The organism is Bacillus sp. SIMBA_008 (genome assembly GCF_046535495.1).
Lineage (GTDB): Bacteria > Bacillota > Bacilli > Bacillales > Bacillaceae > Bacillus > Bacillus subtilis.
Genome location: NZ_JAWRWL010000412.1, coordinates 1 through 274 on the forward strand (window position 1 = coordinate 1; position 274 = coordinate 274).

At 63.5% G+C, this 274-nt stretch carries 1 protein-coding gene; it reads left to right on the forward strand.

Annotation, left to right across the window (positions count from 1 at the left end; translation table 11 throughout):
* A partial coding sequence (locus SB658_RS23815) for a transposase (RefSeq protein ID WP_410602785.1) occupies positions 1-225 on the forward strand: 225 nt, incomplete at its 5' end.
* Positions 226-274 lie beyond the last annotated feature (49 nt).

Consider the following 274-nt stretch of genomic DNA (forward strand, 5'->3'; position numbering starts at 1 on the left):
CTGCGAGGCCGACGCACCACCTGGGGCGGCCGACCTCAAATCCGCACCACGCTCTACATGGCGGTCCTGACCGCACTACGGCTGGACGCGTCACTGCGCGCCTTCTATCGCGGCCTGCGCGAACGCGGCAAGGCCGCCAAGGTCGCCATCGTGGCGGTAATGCGCAAGATGCTGGTCATCCTCAATGCGCGAATGAGGGACTACCTCGCCACAGCTACCCACTGACCTCTGACACAGTTGCTTAACAAAGGGGACTCTTCTCCAGCCACATGGG